Annotated in this window: 13 protein-coding genes and 1 tRNA gene; 7 read left to right on the top strand and 7 right to left on the bottom strand. The window is 67.1% G+C overall.

The features are described from left to right. Window positions 1-310: 310 nt before the first annotated feature. From FZ029_RS18510 to FZ029_RS18500, 3 genes are all read right to left on the bottom strand, one after another. Entirely contained in the window at window positions 311-1,165 is an 855-nt protein-coding gene (locus FZ029_RS18510) for a ParB/RepB/Spo0J family partition protein (RefSeq protein WP_149270825.1), read from the bottom strand. Further along, on the bottom strand, window positions 1,155-2,177 hold the full coding sequence (locus tag FZ029_RS18505) for an AAA family ATPase (RefSeq protein ID WP_109075141.1): 1,023 nt from the start codon (window positions 2,175-2,177) through the stop codon (window positions 1,155-1,157). Before FZ029_RS18505 ends, FZ029_RS18510 begins: the two co-directional genes overlap by 11 nt. 266 nt (window positions 2,178-2,443) lie before the next feature. After that, window positions 2,444-3,391 (bottom strand): replication initiator protein A, encoded by a 948-nt coding sequence (locus FZ029_RS18500; protein WP_109153386.1) that lies wholly within the window; start codon window positions 3,389-3,391, stop codon window positions 2,444-2,446. Between the two features lie 1,065 nt (window positions 3,392-4,456). Here FZ029_RS18500 and FZ029_RS18495 point away from each other — a divergent pair. From FZ029_RS18495 to FZ029_RS18485, 3 genes are all read left to right on the top strand, one after another. Further along, a complete protein-coding gene (locus tag FZ029_RS18495; protein WP_149270823.1) occupies window positions 4,457-5,278 on the top strand; it encodes a helix-turn-helix domain-containing protein in 822 nt (273 codons plus the stop codon). Window positions 5,279-5,796: 518 nt separating this feature from the next. Next, on the top strand, window positions 5,797-8,496 hold the full coding sequence (locus FZ029_RS18490) for a tetratricopeptide repeat protein (protein ID WP_247892380.1): 2,700 nt from the start codon (window positions 5,797-5,799) through the stop codon (window positions 8,494-8,496). Beyond that, window positions 8,493-9,620 (top strand): glycosyltransferase family 9 protein, encoded by a 1,128-nt coding sequence (locus tag FZ029_RS18485; RefSeq protein ID WP_149270821.1) that lies wholly within the window; start codon window positions 8,493-8,495, stop codon window positions 9,618-9,620. Before FZ029_RS18490 ends, FZ029_RS18485 begins: the two co-directional genes overlap by 4 nt. 376 nt (window positions 9,621-9,996) lie before the next feature. Here the strand turns inward: FZ029_RS18485 and FZ029_RS18480 are convergent, their stop codons facing one another. Together FZ029_RS18480 and FZ029_RS18475 are read right to left on the bottom strand one after the other, a co-directional pair. After that, the gene (locus FZ029_RS18480; protein ID WP_149270819.1) at window positions 9,997-14,004 is read right to left on the bottom strand and encodes an NAD-glutamate dehydrogenase; all 4,008 of its coding nucleotides are present in this window, start codon (window positions 14,002-14,004) and stop codon (window positions 9,997-9,999) included. Continuing rightward, window positions 13,970-14,098: transfer RNA gene (locus FZ029_RS18475), tRNA-OTHER, on the bottom strand. Before FZ029_RS18475 ends, FZ029_RS18480 begins: the two co-directional genes overlap by 35 nt. Before the next feature lie 260 nt (window positions 14,099-14,358). Here FZ029_RS18475 and FZ029_RS18470 point away from each other — a divergent pair. Further along, window positions 14,359-14,883 carry a hypothetical protein gene (locus FZ029_RS18470; RefSeq protein WP_149270817.1) on the top strand — a complete coding sequence of 175 codons (525 nt, stop codon included), beginning with the start codon at window positions 14,359-14,361 and terminating at the stop codon, window positions 14,881-14,883. Between the two features lie 346 nt (window positions 14,884-15,229). Here FZ029_RS18470 and FZ029_RS18465 read toward each other — a convergent pair whose 3' ends face one another. Next, on the bottom strand, window positions 15,230-16,129 hold the full coding sequence (locus FZ029_RS18465; RefSeq protein ID WP_149270815.1) for a LysR family transcriptional regulator: 900 nt from the start codon (window positions 16,127-16,129) through the stop codon (window positions 15,230-15,232). 611 nt (window positions 16,130-16,740) lie between these two features. Here FZ029_RS18465 and cas5c point away from each other — a divergent pair. The 3 genes from cas5c to FZ029_RS18450 are packed head-to-tail and all read left to right on the top strand — an operon-like array spanning window position 16,741 to window position 20,292. Then, a complete protein-coding gene (cas5c, locus tag FZ029_RS18460) occupies window positions 16,741-17,421 on the top strand; it encodes a type I-C CRISPR-associated protein Cas5c (protein WP_247892379.1) in 681 nt (226 codons plus the stop codon). Continuing rightward, window positions 17,418-19,262: a type I-C CRISPR-associated protein Cas8c/Csd1 gene (gene cas8c, locus FZ029_RS18455; RefSeq protein ID WP_149270813.1), complete on the top strand. Its 1,845-nt coding sequence runs from the start codon at window positions 17,418-17,420 to the stop codon at window positions 19,260-19,262. Before cas5c ends, cas8c begins: the two co-directional genes overlap by 4 nt. Window positions 19,263-19,266: 4 nt before the next feature. Then, on the top strand, window positions 19,267-20,292 hold the full coding sequence (locus FZ029_RS18450; protein WP_149270811.1) for a type I CRISPR-associated protein Cas7: 1,026 nt from the start codon (window positions 19,267-19,269) through the stop codon (window positions 20,290-20,292). 212 nt (window positions 20,293-20,504) lie between these two features. On the opposite strand, the gene FZ029_RS18445 is transcribed toward FZ029_RS18450, so the two are convergent. After that, the coding region (locus FZ029_RS18445; RefSeq protein ID WP_149270809.1) for an integrase core domain-containing protein at window positions 20,505-20,754 on the bottom strand (250 nt) is incomplete at its 5' end.

The raw sequence follows: 20,754 nt of genomic DNA, 5'->3' as shown, positions 1-20,754 counted from the left end.
CCGCCAGAGGCTTTCGGGTTTGGAAGCAATCGCCCTCTCCCGCCTCGGGAGAGGGAAGGGGCCCGCCGCGAAGCGGTGGGAAGGGTGAGGGGCTAGGCACGAAGCCATGCGGTTCAGGATTCTTGGATTCCCCCTCACCCTCCCCACTTCGTGGGTCCCCTCCCTCTCCCGGGGCGGGAGAGGGAACTATATGCGATTACCATCTGGTCCAGCGTCAGAGGCTTTCGCGATCGAAAGCAACCATTGCAGGCATTGGAGATATAGAACAACCATGGCGGGCTTTCGCATTCGAAAGCCCAAGCCGGCGCGATCAGCCGTTCAGCAGGGCGTCGATGCGGTCGCGCAAAGCCTGCAGCCGCTCGCGGTGTTCGCGTTGCAGGGCTTGGGCGACGGTGTCGATGGCGGCCAGATCCTTGTCCATCCGATTGATCGCCTTGCCCAGCACCCGCAGCGGCTCCGCCGTGCTGGACGCCGCCGGACGGGCCGCCCGCACCGCACCGACGGTCAGCCCACCGGTGCGCGCCGTCTGCCACAGCCGGCGAAGCTCCGCCTCGTCCTCGACGAAGGCCAGTTCGACAAGGGCGGAGCGCGACACCGCGTCGGGGTTGGCGCGGTAATCGGCCAGTATGTCGTCGGGCAGGCGCAGCACCTTCAGGCGCTTCGACACCTCGGCCTCCGAACAGCCGACGGCCGCCGCCACCTCGGTCTGGGTGTAGCCATGCGCCTCGATCAGCTGCGACAGGCCACGGGCAAGGTCAATGGCGTCGAGGTCCACGCGCTGGACATTCTCGATCAGCGCGATCTCTTCGGGCCGGCCCTTGGTGATGATGGCGGCGATGGTGCCGCGGCCGAGCAGACGGTGGGCGCGCAGCCGCCGTTCGCCGGCCACCAGCCGGTAGCGGCCCTTCTCCGCCCCCTCCTGCACCAGCACGGGTTGCTGCAACCCGTGGCGGGCGATGGAGTCGGCCAGCGAGCGCAGGGACTCGTCGTCGAACACCGTGCGCGGCTGGCCGGGATTGGTCTCCACGGCGTCCAGATCGACCTCGACCAGCCGGGGCAGTACGCCGCTCAACCCGAACATGCGGTCGGTCTCGGCGGCGAAGCCCGCTTCCTTGGCCTGGAGCACGGTGGCGGCGGTCTGCCGGGTCAGCTTCTTAGGCGGCATCGACAGTCTCCTGCAGGCGGCCCATGGCGGTCAGCAGAGCCGAGGCGATGGCGGCATAGCTCTCCACACCCGGCGCACCGATGTCGGCATCCAGCGTGATGACGTTGGCGCCCGCCGCCTGGGCGTAGATGGTGGCGCGCGGCACCGGCGGGAACACGCGGCGGCTGTCACCCCACAGACGCTGGATGTCGTCGAGCGACGAGCGGTCCTGGGTCTGGCGCGGATTGACCATGGTCGGCAGGATGCCCAGCACCTCCAGCCGCGGATTCAGCCGCCGCTGGATCTTGGCGACGGTGTCGAGGAAGGCGCTGACGCCGAGGATTGCGTGCGGCTCCGCCTGGCAGGGCACCAGGACGTAATCGGCGGCGGTCAGCGCATTGATGGTCACAGCGCCGAGGTTCGGGGCGCAGTCGATGACGATCACGTCATAGCGCTCGCGCACGCCGTCCAGCATTTCGGCCAGCGCGGTCTGGGCGTTGGTCAGGTTGCCGGGAAGTTCGGTATCGGCACTGGCCAGCGCGATGCTGGAGGGGACGACGTCCAGCCCCTCGACGCTGGTGGGGCGGATCACCGCGTCGAGCGGCGTCTTGCCCATCAGCGCGTGATAGAGAACCTTCCCCGCCTCGGTCAGCGCCACCACGTCGGTCTGCGGCACGCCGACATGGACGGTGGCGTTACCCTGCGGATCGGCATCGACCAGCAGAACGCGGTTGCCGGCGCGCGCCAGGATGAAGGCGAGGTTGATCGAGGTCGCGGTCTTGGCGGTGCCGCCCTTCTGCAGGCCGACGGCGACGGTGGTTCCGCGGCGGGGCAGGGCGCTTTCCGGCCGTTCGAGATCCAGCAGCAGAAGCCGTCCCAGCAGGTCGCGGGGCAGGGCCTCCTTGCCGGTTTCCCACTTGCTCAACCTTTGCTTGTCATACTTGCGGCCGGTCAATTCATTGACGTATGCCGCCATCTGCGTCTGGGTCAGGCCGCGCCGTTCCCGCAACGCCTTCAACTGTTCCCCTGTCACGCCCCGTCCTCCTGCCCCGGCACCGGTTGGCAGCGACCCTAGCAAGTCGTCGCGACTCCGGCAACGGGTGTCTACCAAACGGGTGGGGCGGCCATGCTTGGCAGATCGGATCCCATCCATGGCAGCCGGTCATTCCCGCGAAGGCGGGAATCCAGCCACATCCGGCGCTATCTGCGGAGTTTCCTGGATCCCCGCCTTCGCGGGGATGACGGAGGTTCTTGCAATGGCATCAAGACGTCCATGCGGCAACCCGAACCTACAGGAATTCACACCGTTTCGTCGTATTCCACCTTGGGAACGTCGATCCAGTTTTCCGGCTGGCCCTGATCCTTCTTCCAGAACAGGACCGGCAACTCGGCGTTCAGCACGCGGCCCTGAACCGCGCCGCGCGCCTTCATCGTTTCCTTGTATTCCGCCGTCTCGACGATGCGGACGCCATAGCCGGGGATGCGGTCGGCGGCCAGCACGGGGCCGAGCGCGTTCTTGAACTTGCGCAAATCGTTGTCGGAGCCGACGCGCTTGCGCAACGGTTCCAGCGCCATCCAGAAGGCGTGGCCGCGGGCGAGGTGGGCGCGGGCGATCTCGTAGAGGCGCTTTTCCACCGGCTTCAGCGCGAAATACTGGTCGTCATAGCTCAGCAGATTGTGGCCCAGCGCCGCGCGGGTGACCCAGCCCGACAGCGTCAGCTTCAGCCCGCGCACCGCCCGCTCGCCGTCCTTCTTGCGCTGGTAGAGCAGCTTGTAGTCGGAAATCCACGAGAAGGCGCCGCTTTCGCCCTCCCCGCCGGTTTCCAGGTTGGTCTTGATCTGCGTGCCCTGCAGCCGCTCCAGCGCCCCTTCGATCTTGTCGTAGGCGCTGCCGCCGGCGGTCTTGCCGACGATGCGCTGGAGGTCGCTGGTGGTGAAGTGAAGCTCGCCCAGCTTGGACGGCCCCTTGCCCGATTCCATCTTCTCGCGCAGCAGCGAGATGGCGTAGAGCAGCACCGCCTTGTCCCAGATCGTCGCAACGCCGACGTTCTTCGGCGCCCGCACCTCGATCCGCACCTTGCCGTCATCATAGGTCGGCAGCGATTCCGCCTTGTCCTTCGACAGGCCGAACAGGCTGTAGACCATCATGTGGCGGTCGTTCTGGACATCGCCGGTCAGCGGGGAATCGAGCCGCAGAGCCAATTGCAGCGGCCGGTCGAGCAGCTCGGCGTTGGTGGTCTGGGTCATGCGATCTCTCCGCGGGTCCCGTGCGGCTTGAAGGGGTCCAAGCCATAATCCACAAGCCTGCCGCCCTGTTCCACACTGCCGGCACAAACGTCGCCGTTCTGCCGAAAGATTCCCGTGATCGGGGCGGATTGGCCGGCCGAACGTCGCCGTTCTGCCAGTTTTGCCGGTCGGGGGGGCGGACGCTGGCGATGCCGCGGCGGCGGAGCGGCTTCCGCCGGCCGATGGCGGCGCCAACGTCTGCGTTCTGCCGTGCCGAAGGGGGGAGGGGAGGGGAGGCTGGCAGGCAAGATACTGATTTCATTGAATTATTGCAGCCGCTCCACCCCGCGATGGCGCTCGATTGCCCCCCTGGATGGCCTTTGACTGGCAGAACGGCGACGTTCGGACGATCCGCCTGAGGGCCGATTCCCGCCCGATTCCCCGCCGATTCCATCCCGGGCAGGGTGGGGGAGGGGTGAGATCCGCTCCATCATTCGGCAGAACGGCGACGTTCGACGTCGCGATCCGGCCGCCGCACACTGCCGATGTCCAAGAATCTTTCGGCACAACGGCGACGTTTGGACCCGAATCTTTCGGCACAACGGCGACACTTGCAGGCGGCCGGCCGCGGCGACTCCAGCCCAAGTGGTTGATTCCTCCGTAAGAATCCCGTCGAGCGTCCGCGAAATGCCGCCGGCGGGCGATTTTTCCAAGACCGTGGACAGATGCGCGACGGCACGTACACATTTCAAAAAACGGGCGAAAACCGCCCTTACGCCATCGACATGCGCCCTTGCCAGATGCTGGCCGGCGCCACGGGTGCTTGCATCCGTGTTTTCTGAAGGACCGAGCAACATGAGGTAACGGAGAACCGACCTCCGCAAACACAAAAGGCCCGGATTGCTCCGGGCCCTTCGTGTCGGACGGAGGAGACCGAGGGAAACCCGGGCACCCCACATCTGGCGGTTTGGCGACTCCATGATGGCAGGGCAGGCCCGCAAAGCCAAGCGGATTCAAGAGCGAGTCCGTTGACGCCATTCCCTTGTCTCCGCCCGTCCACGGATCGACCGACAGACGGGTAACGCAATGAAGCCATACATCGACATGTACAGGCGCTGGATCGCTGTGCCCGGCATCCAGGCCGCCGACATCGCGGTGTTGTCCGCGCTCTATGCCCATGCCGACCGCGACGGTGTCTGCACCGCCACGCAAGGGGAGCTGGCCGAGGAGCTGGGACAAAGCCGCGCCTGGTTCAATGCCGTGCTGAAGGGCCTGCAGGAGAAGGCGTCGCGGGAAACGGCGGCGGCGCTGGTCTGCGCCAAGCCGCGTCGGGGCCTGCGCGGGTTCGCCTATCAGCTGGCCGGGATGGAGGGCTTTACCGCCGGCATGTCCTGTCAGCCGGCTGACAGCAGCGGTTCGCCGGCCGGCATTTCCTTGGATTCCCAGAATCCTGAATCCTCCTCCTCCCCCTCGGGTGGGAGCATGGATCGTGGGGACATGGATCGGCGGAACGAGGCTTTGCCGGCGGACTGGCAGCCGGATGCCGGCGATCTGGCCTGGGCGGCACTGGAGCGTCCGGAGGTCGATGCCGGCCGGGTGACGGCCAAGTTCGTGTCCTGGTGCCGCAAGGCGCACCGCCGCAACGGCTACCGCCCGCCGGATCCGGGAGCCGCCTGGCGCCGCTGGATCGCCCGCGAGCTGGTGGCGCCGACCGAAGAGCCGACCGCACCAGTCTCCAAGCCTTCCCCCCAGCCCTCCGCCCCTCAGTTCCGCCGGGAGCCCCGCCATGACCGCCGCTCGTCTTCCTTGCGTGCCGGCCCCCCACACGCAAACTCCATGTCCGATGCCGCCGGCCGCAACCGGGAAACCCTCGCAGCCCTGCGCCTTCGCCTCGCTGGCCAAGCTTGAGGCGGCGGATCTGCGGTTCGAGACGCAGGATCTGTCGCCCGAGGAGATCGGCGCGCTCGCCGACCGGGTGGAGCAGGCCATCGGCGCCCTGACGCCGGCGATCGGCATCGAGAATGTGCTGATCGGCCTGGAGAAGCTGGCCGAGCGCTTCGCGCTGGAGCTGCCCGACGCCGACCTGCTGGAGGCCGACGTGCGGGCGATGGCGGGCTGGCCGGCCGACCGCTGGATGGCGGCCTTCGAAGCGGTGTGGGCGGGGTTCCGCAGCGGCTGGAGCCGCTTTCCGACGCTGGGCGACTTCCGCGAGGCGCTGGGCGCCCTGCCGCCGGCGGCGGAAAGCCGCGCCGCCGACGATCTGCGCCGGCTGGCCGGCCGGCTGCGCCAGGAGCAGCACTTGCGCGCCCGCACCGAGGAGCAGCGCCGCCGGACCCGCGCCCGCGAAGCGGCCCTGGCCGAGCGGCAGCGCGAACTGGCGCTTGTCCCGCCGCCGGGTGATCAATCGCCAATGTTGCATTCGCCCCATGGCGGCCAGCATTATCCGCCGGACCACCAGAGAGTACCGCCAGCGGATGAAACCGAACCATCGCCCGCCGCATCGCCCGTCGGGCACCGCCGACGCACAGGCGCTGCTGACCCGTGCCGTCACCCATCACCAGAACGGGCAGCTGGCCGAGGCGGCGACGCTCTACGAGCAGGTGCTGAAGCGGCTGCCGAGGCAGGCGGACGCCCTGCACCTGTCGGGCCTGATCAAGGCGCAGACCGGTGCGCTGGCGGAGGGGATCGAGCGGATCCGGCAGGCGATGAGGGCCGATCCCAAGCAGCCGGTCTTCCATGCCAATCTGGGCCGGCTGCTGGAGGCGGCGGAGCGGTGGGAGGAGGCGGCGACGGCCTTCCGCAGTGCGGCCCGTCTGGCGCCGCTCGATCCGACGCCGGCGCGGATGGAGGCGGCGGCGCAGACGCGGCTGGGCCAGCAGGGACCGGCGGCGCAGGCGCTGCTGCGCGCGATGGCGATGGAGCCGGCGGACGCCGGGAGCGCCGCGGATCTGGGCGACGCGCTGTACGATTGCGGGCGCTTCCTGCATGCCGCGGACTGGTACGGGCGGGCGGCGAGGCTGGAGCCGCACCGGGTGCTGGCCGCCTTCAATTGTGGAGCGGCCCTGCGCGACGCCGGCCGGCCGGATCGGGCGGAGACGGTCTTCCGCGCGCTGGCCGGGCTGGCGCCGCAGATGGTGGAGCCGCTGGAACAATGCATGCAGATCCGGCAGCAGGTTGGCGACGGGGCGGGGGCCCTGGCGGCGGCGCGCCGGCTGCTGGCGCTGGATCCGGGGCGTCCGGCGGCGGTGCGGAGCCTGGGCGTTTCCGAAAGCGATCCGGTGTGGCTGGCGCGGCTGGTGAGGCTGGATCCGCTGGCAGACGAGCCGGTGCTGGCGCTGGCCGGGCGGCTCTATGGCCGGCGGACCGCGGCGGCGGAGCGGGCATACCGCCATGCGCTGGCCTTGGCGCCGGCCTCCGGGCTGGCGCTGTCGGGGCTTGGGCTGGCGCTGGCGACGCTGGGGATGGCGGGGGCGACGCGGTGGAGCCTGCGCGCGGTGCGCGTGGCGCCCGGCGACGCGGCGCTGGCGGCCAATGCCGGTTCCGCCTTCCAGCTGGCCTTGCAGCCGGAGGCGGCGCTGTCCTGGCACCGGCGGGCACTGGCGCTGATGCCCGGCGACACGGCGGCCTGGGTCAACATCGGCACCTTGCTGCTGGATGCCAACGCGGCGGAGGAGGCGATTCCGCCGCTGGAGCGCGCAAGGCGGCTGGCGGAACTGGAGTGGGATGGGGCGCAGCTGTCGCTCGCCAACTCCAACCTTGGGGTTGCCTGGATGGCGCTGGGGCTGCATGGCGAGGCGGTGGCCGCCTTCCGCGCCGCGCTGGACCGGGCGCCGGACGATGCGACGATCCGCTCCAACATGCTGTTCTGCCTGTGCTTCGACGACCGCGCCGATCCGGTGGAGGTCTTCCGCGAGCATCGCGCCTTCGAGCGGTATCTGCCGGCGGTTCCGGCGGCGCCCCATGCGGTGGAGAGCCGCGATCCGGAACGGATCTTGCGCATCGGCTATCTGTCGCCGGACTTCCAGCGCTATCCGGGGCCGGGCTACCATTTCCTGCTGCCGCTGATCGAGGGGCACGACCGCCGGGCGGTGGAGGTCACCTGCTACCACAACGACCGCAGCCGCGACGCGACGACGGAGCGTTTCCAGGCGGCGGCCGACCGCTGGCGGGATGTGGCGGCTCTGTCGGACGAGGACCTCGACCGCCGGATCCGGCAGGACCGCATCGACATCCTGGTCGATGCCGGCGGCCACATGTCGCGCAACCGCATGCCGCTGGTGGCGCGCCGTCCGGCACCGCTGCAGGTCAGCCTGCCGCTCTATCCCAACACGACGGGCCTCGGCGCAGTCGATTACCAGATCGCCGATCCCCGCGTGGCGCCGCCGGAAGCGGATGCGCTGCATGCGGAGAAGCTGATCCGGTTGCCGGGGTGCGTGCTGTGCTACCGGCCGGCGGAGTCCGGCTTCGCGCCGCCGGACCGGCCGCCGCTGGAGCGCAACGGCCACATCACCTTCGGGTCCTTCAACAACATCACCAAGGTGAACGCCGCGACCATCGCCCTGTGGGCGCGGCTGCTGGCGGCGGTGCCGACGGCGCGGCTGGTGCTGAAATGGCGGGGGTTGGGCAGCGGCGGCGGTGCCGACCGGCGCCTGCTGGCCGCCTTCGCCCGGCACGGCATCGGGGCGGAGCGGCTGGAACTGCGCGGCATCACCCCCGATCCGTACCAGGATTACGTCACCATCGACGTGGCGCTGGACCCGGTCTTCGCCAATGGCGGAACCACGATCTGCGATGCGCTGTGGATGGGCGTGCCGGTGCTGAACCAGAGCGGGCCGACCAAGATCGGCCGCTGGGGGGCGACCATGCTGGGCGCGGTCGGGATGGCGGAACTGGTGACGCGGGACGATGACGGCTATCTGGCGCAGGGCGTGCGGCTGGCGACCGACCGTGGCTTCCTCGACGCGCAACGCGAGGGTCTGCGCGAGCGGATGCGGCGGTCGGCGCTGATGGATGAGGCCGGCTATGCCCGCGCGGTGGAGGCCGGCTATCGCACCGCGTGGCGCCGCTGGTGCGCCGGGCTTCCGCCGATGGCGTTTGATGTGGTGGACGGGGAGGGGCGGGCATGAGCGTCTGCGATCTGGCGACCGTCCGCAGCATCCTGGTCGTCAAGCTGGACGAGGCCGGCGACTTCGTGATGGCCACCCCCTTCCTGCGCGGCCTGCGCGCCGCCGCGCCGCAGGCGCGCATCCTGCTGGCGGTGCGCGAGGCGGTGGCGGAGCTGGCGCTGACCTGCACTTGGGTCGATGGGGTGATCGCCCCCCGGCCGAAGGAAGGCGGCGGCATCGATTTCCGCGGCATCACCCCCGGCGGGCTGAAGCTGTTCGCCGAGTGCTATCGCGCCGGTTTCGATCTGGCGCTGGTGCCGCGCTACGATTTCGACCGCCATGGCGCGACGACGCTCGCCGCCAACAGCCGGGCGCGGCTGGTCGCCGGCTTTTCGGAGCGGGTGACGCCGTGGAAGGCGGAGGGCAACCAGGGCTTCGACCGCGCCTATGGGCTGGCGCTGAACCCGCCGCCGGGGCGGCATGAGGTGGAGCAGAACGCCGCCCTGCTGGAGGCGCTGGGGGCGCGGCCGGATTTGGGGCCGCTGGAGTTGACGCTGACGGCGGAGGATCGCGAACAGGCGCAGCGGCTTCTCGCGGCTCCCGATGGATGCCCGCTGATCGCGGTGGCGCCGGGGGCCGCCAGTCCGCGTCGGGTCTACCCGGCCGACCGGTTGGCCGCGGTGGTTTCCGCCGTGGCCGGCGCGCTCGATGCGCGGGTCGCCGTGCTGGGCACCGAGGAGGAGCGGCCGGCGGCTGGCGTGATCGCGGCGGTGCTGCCGGGACGGACCACCGACCTGACCGGCGCCACGCCATTGCGCGTCGCCGCCGCGGTGATGGCGGAAGCGGCGCTGGCGGTCACCATGGATTCCGCCCCGGCCCATCTGGCGGCGGCGATGGGGGTGCCGGTGGCGGTGTTCTCCTGCCATCCCATCGGCGGCGATCCCAACCATTTCCACGCGCCGGAACGCTTCCGTCCCTGGACCGGCGGACGGGAGGAGCGGGCGCTGGTGCTGCGGCCGGAGGCGGCGGTGCCGCCCTGCACGGTGTCCTGTCTGGCGGCCGAGGCGCACTGCATCGCCGCCATCGAACCGGGTGAAGCTGCCCGACGCATTCTGGCGCTGGTGGGGAAGGGCGGTTGCGGTTGAGTCGAAAGACGCCTTATCGGCCGACATTCCCGCGAAGGCGGGAATCCAACCACATCCGCCGCTGATCTGCGGAGTTTCCTGGATCCCCGCCTTCGCGGGGATGACGCAAAGTTCCTTTTGTTCCAGAGGCTTCCTGGGGAGAGGGCAATAGAGGTTGAGTCCTTCCCCGGACCGCAAATCGCAAAAGTTGCTTTCGAAAAAGAAAGTGGGCGGATCCACGGGGTACGTGGATCCGCCCGAGGCGAGGAGACTGAAAGCCGGTGCCTGAACGTGCCTGAAAAGGCACCGGCGTTCCGGAAGCCCGGCTGCGCAGGACAGTGCAGCCGGGCCGTCCGAACCGAGGGTCTCCTATTCCTGTGACACCGTTACCCCCCGATTACCCGGCAATCAGGCCGCGCAGCTGCCGATTTGCGACGGCCAGCATGGCGAGATCGACCGCCGGCTGGGCGCGCAGTTCGGCCAGAAGCTGTTCGACGCGCTCCACCACCAGATTGCGGCTGGCGATCCAGGCATCGACCGCGGCGGACTCGTCGCCCTCGCTTTCCAGAACGCGCACGGTGAGCGCGCTCTGGTGGGCGAACAGGTCGTCGACGATGGCGGCGACCGCCTGACGTTGCCAGTGGTTGTCGACCTTGGCGCCGGCGGCGCGGTCGCGCAGCCATTCCAGGCCGAAGCGGCGGCCCAGCCCGAAATAGACCGAGGCGACGCCTTCCACCGCGCGGCCGGTGCGCTCGGCGATGCGCACCAGATCGGGGGCGGCGGCCAGCACCGGCAAGGCGGCGATCCGGCGGGCCAGATCCTCCGGCACGCCCTGGGCGATGGCGTCGGCGATGCGGGTGGCGAGGCGGGAGGATTCCTCCTCGTCGAGGAAGCGGTCCAGACCGGCGGCCAAAGCCTCGACCCCCGGACGGAAGGCGGCGGACTCGCGGCCCAGATCCAGCGGGTGCGGGCTGTGGGCCAGGAACCACGCCACCGTGCGGTCCAGCAGATGGACGATCTCCAGCATCAGCGCCGTCTGCAGCGCCGCCGGCACCACATTGTCGAGCGCGTCGATGGCGTCCCACAGGGGGCGCAGCTGGAACACGTCGCGGGCGATGGCATAGGCGCGGGCGACGTCCGCCGGGCCGAGGCCGGTCTTTTCCACCATGTCGCGGACGAAGGTGGCGCCGACGCGGTTGACCAGGCTGTTGGTGACCGCCGACGCCACGATCTCGCGGCGCAGGCGGTGGCGGAAGATCGCCTCGCGCTGGCCCTCGCGCAGCGGCTGCGGGAAGTAGCGCAGCAGATCCTCGACCGTCGCCGGATCGTCCGGCAGCTCCGACGCCAGCAACTCGTCGTACAGCGTGATCTTGGCGTAGGCCAGCAGCACCGCCAGCTCCGGCCGGGTCAGGCCGCGCCGTTCGGCCATGCGCTGGGCCAGTTCCTCGTCGGTCGGCAGATACTCGATGGCGCGGTTCAGCCGGCCGCTGCGCTCCAGGTTGCGGATGAAGCGCGACTGCGCCTCCAGCAGGGCCGGCCCTTGCGCCTCGGCGATGGTCAGGGCCTGGGTCTGGCGGTAGTTGTCGGCCAGCACCAGCCCCGCCACCTCGTCGGTCATGGCGGCCAACAGGGTGTCGCGCTGCTTCAGGGTCATGTCGCCCCGCGCCATGACGTCGCCCAGCAGGATCTTGATGTTCACCTCATGGTCGGAGGTGTCGACGCCGGCGGAATTGTCGATGGCGTCGGTGTTCAGCTTGACACCCTTTTGGGCGGCTTCGATGCGGCCGCGCTGGGTGACGCCCAGGTTGGCGCCCTCGCCGACCACCTTGGCGCGGATCTGGCCGCCATCGACGCGCAGCGCGTCGTTGGCCTTGTCGCCGGCCTCGGCGTTCGTCTCGGTCGACGCCTTGATGTAGGTGCCGATGCCGCCGAACCACAGCAGGTCGACCTCCGCCGTCAGCAGGCGGCGCATCAGCTCCACCGGCGACAGGTGGGCCGGTTCGATGCCGAAGCGGGTGCGGACCTCCGGCGTCAGCTCCACCGTCTTGGCGCTGCGCTCGACGATCATGGCGCCCTTCGACAGCTTGGAGCGGTCGTAATCGGCCCAGGAGGAGCGGGGCAGGGCGAACAGCCGGTTGCGCTCCTCCCAGCTGATCGCGGGGTCGGGATCGGGGTCGAGGAAGATGTGGCGGTGGTCGAAGGCGGCCAGCAGGCGGATGTGGCGAGACAGCAGCATGCCGTTGCCGAACACGTCGCCCGACATGTCGCCGACGCCGACCACGGTGAAGTCGGTGGTCTGGATGTCGGTGCCCATTTCGCGGAAATGGCGCTTCACCGATTCCCAGGCGCCGCGGGCGGTGATGCCCATCACCTTGTGGTCGTAGCCGGCCGAGCCGCCCGAGGCGAAGGCGTCGCCCAGCCAGAAGCCATGATCGACCGACACGCCGTTGGCGATGTCGGAGAAGGTGGCCGTGCCCTTGTCGGCGGCGACCACCAGATAGGGATCGTCGGCGTCATGGCGCACCACGTCCTTCGGTGGCACGACGGAGCCGTCGGCGGCCAGATTGTCGGTGATGTCCAGCAGGCCGCGCATCAGCGTCTTGTAGCACTCGATGCCTTCGGCCAGAGCGGCTTCACGGCCGGCGCTGGGGGCGGGGGGACGCTTGACGACGAAACCGCCCTTGGACCCGACGGGCACGATGACGGTGTTCTTCACCATCTGCGCCTTCATCAGGCCCAGGATCTCGGTGCGGAAATCCTCGCGGCGGTCGGACCAGCGGATGCCGCCGCGGGCGACCTTGCCGCCGCGCAGATGGACGCCTTCCATGCGCGGGCTGTAGACGAAGACCTCCACCCACGGACGCGGCAGCGGCAGCTCCTCGATGGAGCCGCTGTCCAGCTTGAAGGACAGATGCGGCTTCGGCGTGCCGTCCGGGGCGGTCTGGTAGGCGTTGGTGCGCAGCGTGGCGCGGATCAGGTTGACGAAGCGGCGCAGGATGCGGTCGTCGTCCAGATTGGTGACGGCGTCCAGCGCATCCTCGATCTGCTCCATGATCGGCGTTTCGTCCGTTTGATCGGGGGCGGACAGGTTCTTCGGGTCGAAGCGGGCGGCGAACAGCCGGGCCAGCAGGCGGGCGGTCTGCGGATGGGCCGACAGCGTCGCCTCGATGGTGTCCTGGGCGTAGGCGAAGCGGGCCTGCTTCAGGTACTTGGCATAGGCGCGCAGCACCGTGACCTCGCGGCCCGCCAGCCCGGCGCGCAGGACCAGGCGGTTGAAGCCGTCATCCTCCATCCGGCCGTCCCAGACGTCGGCGAAGGCATCCTGGAAGGTCTGCTTGACCTTGACGCAGTCGACCGGCTGGCCGGTCTGGGTGCGGGCGGCGAAATCATGGATCCAGACCGACGGGGCGCCGCCGGCGGGCCGCACCTCGTAGGGCTGTTCGGTGATGACCTTCAGGTCCATGTGCTCCAGCATCGGCAGCACGTCGGACAGCGGCACCGGCCGGCCCTGGTGGTAGATCTTGACGTGCAGCTCGTCGCCGTCGGCCTCCAGCGGGTGGAACAGCACGATGCCCAGCCGCTGTTCGGAAAGCGCGCGTTCGATGCGGTCGATGTCGTGGACGGCGGTTTCCGCCGTGAAGGTCTCGCGGTAGCCGACCGGGAAGGCGTCGGCGTAGCGGCGCAGCCGGGCGTTGCCGGTCTCCTCGCCCATCGCTTCGACCAGCGCGTCGCGCAGCCGGTCGGCCCAGCTGCGGGAGACCTGGACCAGCCGCGATTCGATCTCGCTGATGTCGACGGCGGGGATCTTGCCCGGCTCCGTCTTCACCATCAGGTGCAGGCGGGCGAGCGCGCTGTCCGACAGCTGGGTGAAGTAGGAAGCGCAGGTGCCGTGGAAGGCGGTTTCCAGCACCGACTGGATCTTGCGGCGCAGCGCGGTGTCGTAGCGGTCGCGCGGCACGAAGACCAGGGCGGAGACGAAGCGTTCGAACGGGTCGCGGCGGACGAACAGGGCGAGCCGCTGGCGTTCCTGCAGGTGCAGGATGCCGACCGCCGTTTCGAACAGCTCGTCCGACGGGGTCTGGAACAGTTCGTCGCGCGGGTAGGTCTCCAGGATGTTCAGCAGCGCCTTGCCATCGTGGCCGGCCGGGTCGAAGCCGGCGCGGGCCATGACGCGGGCGACCTTGCGGCGCAGGAACGGGATCTCGCGCGGGCTGCGGTTGTAGGCGACGGAGGTGAACAGGCCGACCGCCAGCGTGACGCCGACCACCTTGCCCTGGTCGTCGAAACGCTTGACCAGGATGGCGTCCAGCGGCACCGAGCGGTGCACGGTGGCGTGCCGGGTGCCCTTGGTCACCAGCAGCGCGCGCGGTTGGCGCAGGAAGGCGCGGATTTCCTCCGGCAGCACGGCGGCGTGGCCATGCTCGTCGAACACGGTGATCTCGGGGTTGCGCAGCACGCCCAGGCCGCTGCCGTCCACCAGCTCCAGCCACGGCTCCTGCCCCTCCTCGCCGATGGTGGCGATGTAGAGGCGGCTGCCCAGCAGGGTCATGTTGCCGTCGTCGACCCAGCTCAGGAAGTCGGCTGCCTCCTTCGATTCCTCGGCGTCGGGGGCGTTTGCGATGTCGGTGCGGGCGCTGCGCACGCGCTCGCGCATCGGCGTCCAGTCCTCCACCGCGGCGCGGACGTCGGCCAGCACCCGCTCGATCCCCTCGCGCAGACGGGCCTGGGCGGCCGGGTCCGACAGCGGGTCGATCGAGCAGTGCATGAAGGATTCGTCGCGGGCGCCGTCCTTCTCTTCACCCGGTTCGAGAAGCTCGACGATGCGGCCCTCGGCATCGCGGACGACGCGGGTGACGGGATGGATGATGAGGTGGACGGTTACGCCCTGCCGGTTCAGCTCCGCCGTGACGGAATCGACCAGGAAAGGCATGTCGTCGTTGACGATCTCCACCACCGAGCGTTCGGTCTGCCAGCCATGCTCGTCCAGCCGCGGGGCATAGACACGCACCTTGGGCAGGCCGGGCACACGCTGCTGGCCCCACTGCCACATGGCGAGAGCGGCGCCGTAAAGCTGTTCCGGCGTACCGCGCAGCAGGTCGTCGGGGGGCACGTTGGCATAGAAGCGCTTCACGAAGCGTTCAGCCCGCGCGTTCGGAACCCGGCTGCGCACCAGCTCGGCCAGCTGTTGCCGCAAGTCGCCCGCCAGATCCTTCGTCGCCGTCCGCATGATGGTGGATGTCTCCTCTTGGGTTTTCATTGGTCGGGATTTTCTTTGGATTGGTAGTACCACCCCACAAACAACATTTCGACGGCAAATAAACGGCAGGAGTTCTGACCAAGCGGCGATCTGCCCCCCTTTCGGGGTATTTCTCCAAAGATTCGGACAATCCAGTGACATGTCCGCCAAATTTATCCATAGCGCGTTCACATCCCCGGCACAGGAGATACCGCGGCAAAGGCGCACAGCGCCCATCCGCCGCATCCGGCGGTGGTCCGGCGGTGGTCCGGCGGCAGGGCGGGGCGGGGGAAGGCCGACTCGATTCGGCGGGATGGCCACCGCGCCGGCAAATCAACGGAAATTCAGGAAATCGGCCGCGAGATTGGGTAAGTCCTACTGACCGAACGGCGTTTCAGATCGGCGTCGGGGTGTTTTCGGACAAGCTATCGACAAGCCGGCGGGCATGGGCGGAAAGATCGGCAAAATTGCGGGCGCACAGCACCAGCAGACGGGGCGCCCACGGGTCGGTCAGCGGCATGACGCGCAGGCCCCCGCTGTCGAGCGCGCGCAGTGCCGCCGTTTCCGGCACAATGCCGACCCCGACGCCCCGTTCGACCAGCCGGCACAGCGCCACCGGGCCACGCACCCGCACGCGGAAGGACAGGCTGCGCCCGGCGCGGGTGGCGTGGCTGTTCAGATACTCCTGCAAGGCGCTGCCGGCGCTGAGGCCGACGAAGGGCTCGTCCAGCAGCTCGGCGAAGGCGACGCCGTCGCGCCCGGCCAGCCGGTGGGACAGCGGCAGCACGGCGACCAGCCGGTCGCTGCGGAAGGGCCGGGTTTCCAGCCCGCCGAGATCGACCATGTCGGCGACCACGCCCAGGTCTGCCAGCCCGGCGGCCACCGCCTCGACGATGGCGTGGCTGGGCCGTTCTTCGAGGTCTATGTCGATGCTGGGATTGTCGGCCAGGAAGCCGGCGAGCGCGTCGGGAAGGAATTCATTGATCGCCGCGGTGTTGGACAGCAGCCGGACATGGCCCTTCAGTCCCTTGGCGTATTCCGCCAGCTCGCCGCGCATCCGCTCCAGCTGGTGCAGGACGAGGCGGGCGTGATGCACCACCGCGCGGCCGGCCGGGGTGGGGCGGACGCCGCGGCGGAAGCGTTCCAGCAGCGGGACGCCCAGTGCATCCTCCATCCCTCGCACCCGCGCGCTGGCCGACGCGAGCGCCATGGCGCTGCGCTCCGCCCCGGCGGTGATGCTGCCGGTCTCCACGATGTGCAGGAACAGCCGCAGGTCGGTCAGGTCGAAGCGCATGGCGATTTCTGGAAGGAACCATAAAGTGTTACGACAGCACCCATATACTGCACTCGCGGGAACCATAAAATGGTTCGCCACAACCGTGTTTGAAAATGGCTGACCAAGCGATAACCTCTATGTGATTAAACATTAAATTAACATACAAGAGCAGTGAAAATCAACCGATATCCCATATTAATGCAACCATAAAGTGTTGTGAGAGCACCCATATACTGCACACGCAGGAAACATAAAATGCTTCGTCACAACCGCGTTTGGAAATGACCGAATGATCTATGATCTCCGTGTGCTGCTGTATTAATCGGCGCAAAAGATGGTGGAAATATTCGGAGATTTATTTGGAGAATATTATCGGTCGAATCTCATACGTCAAATTAAATCTCTAAATTTAATACGTATATTCATAATAGTGTAATACGCGAAAACAATAAGTTATTTTCTTTTTTTATTATATTTGGATGTTATTCTATGATGCCTAAAAAAGGAAAGCATGGTTTCCTTTTCGAGAGAAAACTCGTTCTCATAAAATGGTGTTTTTGATCAAAAAATTTATGTAAGATAAAATCCCATAGGCGGAAAACCAGTAACCTGGCGATGAATGGTTATTGATGGAGAATCCTATGAGGCATGATGTAACAATACGTGTCTCTGGTGCTCGGGCCTGTTTCTCGTCCGTGGAGTTCAAAACTGAACGCGCCTCCTATCCGGTCATCACTCCATCTGCAGCGCGTGGAATTTTCGAAGCTGTTTATTGGCGCCCTCGCCTGCGTTGGGTCATCCACCAAATCCACGTGCTCAAGCCTATTCGCTTCCAATCCCTGACGCGCAACGAGATCGGTGATCGTATCTCGGCTACCTCCGTACGCCATGCCATGCGAGACGGCGACCTTCAACGCCTGTCACGGAATGCTGCCGACATGCGGCAGCGCCGCGCGGCCACCATTCTGGTCGATGTAGACTACTTGATTTCCGCTCGCCTTCGTCTGACGGATGATGCGCCAAGCGGTGACAGGCTCGATGAACCCCTTACCATCTTTCGTCGCAGAGCCCGGCGTGGCCAGTATTTCCGCTCACCTTATCTTGGCACACGCGAATTTCCAGCCGATGTTGTGCTGTGGGAGGGGCGGGTGCCTGAGCATCAATTGCCCGATGACCAGCGCGACCGCGATCTCGGTCCGATGCTGCTCGATATCGACTATGCCGACAATCACGCCGCCCGGTTTTTCCACGCCATTCTGCGCGACGGCGTCATCAGCGTTCCACCCCTTGTTACGGCGGTGCGGCCATGACGGTCCTCGCCGCTCTCACCTCCCATTATGGTCGGCTGGAACGTCGCCGCGATGTCCCGTCCTTCGGTTTCACGCGTGAGCGCATTGCCTTCGGGCTGGTGCTGTCGGCAGACGGCGAGCCCGTCGCCTGTGACGACCTCCGCCTTTCCACTGACGGACGGAACCGCGGCGGTGGGCAGTCGATGGCGGTTCCGCGGTCGTTCACGCGATCCGGCATCAAGCCCCGGCCCTTCTTCCTCTGGGACAACAGTCACTTCGTTCTCGGACTCGGCAGCCCGCCGGAGGGCACGGAACCATCCGCTCACCCCGCCCGTGCCGATGCCTTCCGTGATTGGCACGAGCGGCTGCTGGATGGCACAGAGGATCCTGGCCTCCTCGCGTTTTTGCGCTTTCTGCGCAGCTGGACGCCAAGTCGCTTCCGGCGAGCGCCATTCTCGCCGGCGCTGCTCGATCGCACACTTGTTTTTCGCCTGCTCGACGATGTCGATGCCGCCGGTCGGCCGCGCTTTCTGCATGATCGGCCGGCGGCCCAGGCCGCGTGGGAACCCCATGCCATCGAGGGTGACCGACCCAAGGCAGTGTGCTTGGTCACTGGCCAGGTTGCCCCGGTTGCTCGCCTGCACCCTGCGATCAAGGGTGTGTGGGGAGCCCCGACGACCGGCGCATCACTGGTGTCTTTCCACCAGCCTGCTTTCAGATCCCATGGCAAGGTCCAGGGTGACAACGCTCCTGTTTCTGAGGCCGCAGCCTTTCAGTACGGCGCGGCGCTCAACGCGCTGCTGACACCGGGCAGCCGATCCAAACTCCGGGTCGGGGACATCACCATGGTATTCTGGGCTGACGCCGCCGTCCATGGTGAGGCGGCGGCTCGTCGGACCGAGGCACTGGTGGGCAGCCTGTTGGCGCCGACCGGATCACCCGATCATGCCATCAATGAAGAGGGGTGCCCGGTTTTTCGCCGTAGCTGGGAATGGCTGGATAAGCCTGCCGCTGCGCAAGCCACCGCTCTTGGCGTAGAGCCCAGCGTCCGCGTGTCTATCCTCGGCCTCATGCCGAACGGCCCGCGCCTGTCGGTACGGTTCTGGCAGGAGGTGACGGCGGGGGCGCTGATCGAGCGACTGACCACTCACTGGCACGATCTGCGGATCGAGCCACCAGCTTGGAAAATACCTCCCTCACCGGCGGCGCTGCTCTATGCCATGGCACGGCAGGGACGCTCCGGGTCGGTTCCGCAGCAACTCGCCGGCGACCTGATGCGGGCGATCCTGACGGGAGAGCGTTATCCATTGACCCTTTTGGCGGCGGTCCTTCAGCGTTTGCGTGCCGGCGAACCGGTCGATGGCCCGCGTGCTGCCCTGTGCAAAGCGATCCTTCTGCGTGCTGCCCACCGGCACCGGCGTGGCAGCGCCAATCAACACACCGATCCGGCCATGGAGGTGCCAGTGAGCCTCGATCGTACGGAGTTCGACCAAGCCTACCGGCTCGGACGGCTGTTCGCTGTTCTTGAGAACGTCCAGCGCGCCGCCTTGGGGCGGCTCAACGCCAGTGTCCGCGATCGCTATTACGGTGCGGCCTCGGCCACGCCGGCCAGCGTCTTTCCTCTGCTGCTGCGCACCACTCCCCATCATTTGAAGGTGCTGCACAGGGAGCGCGTGACCCGCGGCCTCGCTGTCTGGTTCGAGCGCGAAATCGACGAGATCATGCGCGATCTGGACATGCATCTTCCGCGCCAACTGCAGCCCATGGCACAGGGCCGCTTCGCTGTCGGCTATTACCACCAACGCCACGCTCGCAAACCCGATTCAGAGGGCACCGATACGGTTGCCCAACCGGAGGAATGAGCCCATGCCTGCTGTCTCAAACCGCTACGAGTGCGTCCTGTTTTTCGAGGTGAAGAACGGCAACCCCAACGGCGACCCTGACCTTGGCAACCAGCCGCGCCTTGATCCGGAAACCAGTCATGGGCTGGTGACCGATGTTTGCCTGAAGCGCAAAACCCGCAATTATGTCAGCCTGTTCCATGGCGATGATCCTCGCTTCGGCATCTACCTGCGCGATGGTGCCATTCTCAATCGGACGCACCGTGACGCCTATCGGGCGGTGCGTCCCGGCGAAGCAGCGGTGGCAACGGCCGCCCGGCTGTCGCCGCGGGACGACGACGAGGCGGCAGCTCTGCGTCGGTTTATGTGCGATCACTTCTTCGACGTGCGCACCTTTGGCGCTGTGATGGGCTTCGGGGTGAACTGCGGTCAGGTTCTCGGCCCGGTACAGCTGTGCTTCGCCGAATCGGTCGAGCCGATCCTGCCGCAAGAGATCACGATCACCCGCATGGCGGCCACCGTAGAACCGGAGGAGCGAAGCCGGAAAGCGCAGAGAGCAAAGCGGCCCAATCACGGCCAAAACACCACCTTGAATAGCCTCATGCCGCTGCAGGAGGGAGAGGTGGCTTCTGACGACGAGCGCATTGAAAACCGGACAATGGGACGCAAGTACCGGGTGCCTTATGCGCTTTATCGTGTCCATGGCTATATCTCGGCCAAACAAGCAGAGTGCATCGGTTTCGACGAGAGTGACCTCGAGTTGCTGTGGACGGCGTTGGAGCGGATGTTCGACCATGACCACTCGGCTGCGCGTGGGGAAATGGCCAGCCGGCGGTTGATCGTCTTCCGTCACGATAGCGCCCTCGGCAATGCATCTCCCGCCAGCCTATTTCAGCGTGTCACAGTTCGGCGCCGGGGAAAGGGGGTATCGTATGACCTTGCCGCCTCCGAACTGGATACTCTACCGCCGGCCCGCAGGTTCGAGGATTACGAGATCGACCTTGATCTCACCAACATGCCGGCCGGTGTAGAAACGATCGTCCGGCTTTGACGAAGAAAGTAGTTTAGCCGCTTGTCTTTCTTCCGCGCGAACCTTATGCGCACAACCGAATGTCAGAAGGTTCGTAAATGGTCGAAAGTGCTGAACATCTGTGTTTTAAGGGATGTCATGAAGCGATTGGACTTCTAGGCGCCGAGTCCTCTGAGCTGGTCCCCATTTCCCGGACAGATTTGCGGCTAAAATAAGCTTGGTTCCGGTTCGTGTTATGCCGCCATTCTGATTTGGTCCGGAGAGCGCTCGTAGGCCTCTGCCGGGGTTCTGCCGCCGAGCGCCGAGTGGGGGCGGTCGGCGTTGTAGTAATCGATCCAGCGGTCGATCCCGGCTCTGGCCTCGCTACCGGTCTCAAAGGCGTGGAGATAGACGCACTCGTACTTCATCGATCGCCACAGCCGTTCGATGAAGACGTTGTCCATCCAACGGCCGCGCCCGTCCATCGATACCCGGATGCCGGCC

Source organism: Azospirillum sp. Sh1 (assembly GCF_008365135.1).
GTDB lineage: Bacteria > Pseudomonadota > Alphaproteobacteria > Azospirillales > Azospirillaceae > Azospirillum > Azospirillum oryzae.
Note: the sequence above shows the minus strand (reverse complement) of the source record. Positions and strands in the feature narration are given on the sequence as shown.

Coding starts and splice junctions, on each gene's coding strand:
- FZ029_RS18510 (WP_149270825.1), bottom strand. CDS start 1,165: ATGCCGCCTAAGAAGCTGACCCGGCAGACCGCCGCCACCGTGCTCCAG.
- FZ029_RS18500 (WP_109153386.1), bottom strand. CDS start 3,391: ATGACCCAGACCACCAACGCCGAGCTGCTCGACCGGCCGCTGCAATTG.
- FZ029_RS18495 (WP_149270823.1), top strand. CDS start 4,457: ATGAAGCCATACATCGACATGTACAGGCGCTGGATCGCTGTGCCCGGC.
- FZ029_RS18490 (WP_247892380.1), top strand. CDS start 5,797: ATGGCGGCCAGCATTATCCGCCGGACCACCAGAGAGTACCGCCAGCGG.
- FZ029_RS18485 (WP_149270821.1), top strand. CDS start 8,493: ATGAGCGTCTGCGATCTGGCGACCGTCCGCAGCATCCTGGTCGTCAAG.
- FZ029_RS18465 (WP_149270815.1), bottom strand. CDS start 16,129: ATGCGCTTCGACCTGACCGACCTGCGGCTGTTCCTGCACATCGTGGAG.
- cas5c (WP_247892379.1), top strand. CDS start 16,741: ATGGAGAATCCTATGAGGCATGATGTAACAATACGTGTCTCTGGTGCT.
- cas8c (WP_149270813.1), top strand. CDS start 17,418: ATGACGGTCCTCGCCGCTCTCACCTCCCATTATGGTCGGCTGGAACGT.
- FZ029_RS18450 (WP_149270811.1), top strand. CDS start 19,267: ATGCCTGCTGTCTCAAACCGCTACGAGTGCGTCCTGTTTTTCGAGGTG.